The sequence below is a fragment of the Photobacterium sanguinicancri genome, from assembly GCF_002265265.1.
Taxonomy (GTDB): Bacteria; Pseudomonadota; Gammaproteobacteria; order Enterobacterales; family Vibrionaceae; genus Photobacterium; species Photobacterium sanguinicancri.
This window is the reverse complement of sequence record NZ_NOIF01000442.1, coordinates 1-487: the sequence shown is the minus strand read 5'-3', so window position 1 is coordinate 487 and position 487 is coordinate 1. Positions and strand designations below refer to the sequence as shown.

Sequence of the window (487 nt, the reverse complement as noted above, 5' to 3'; positions counted from 1 at the left end):
CGCGATCTGGCTCTCCCCTCTTCGGGACGCATCTGCCCTGGAGATTCCAGACTTGGTGGAGCGAATCAACGCTGCAAAGACCGCCATCGAGGAGTATGTAATCGGGACATTCAGCACACGGCAGGAGCGCTTTGAAGCGCTGCGGGCCGAATGCCCTGGGATCATGACCATGCACCTCTATCGGCATATCCGATGCTTTGCCCATGAAAAAGTCCTTTCGGTGCGATTCACATGGCAACGTAAGGATTCACTATCTAAACCGGTGAAGAATGACCTGGTTCGACGTATCTCTGAAGAACTGGAGCGGTCGGGTCCGGACTATAGGTTGCCCCTGGAGCAACTCCTCTCCAGGTTAGACCGAGTTCCAGAGTCATCACTTCGGGTGCGCCGCCAGGTGCGGGTCCAGCCGGTGGCGAACATCCGAGTAGGTGACGGGCTCAAAACGGTGACCGCTCCAATGCCGTTGCTCTTTATCCAGGAGCAACCG

1 protein-coding gene is annotated in these 487 nt (G+C 56.9%); it reads left to right on the top strand.

Going from position 1 to position 487, the window contains the following annotated elements:
- A partial coding sequence (locus ASV53_RS24500; RefSeq protein WP_275657126.1) for a DNA replication terminus site-binding protein occupies positions 1–487 on the top strand: 487 nt, incomplete at both ends.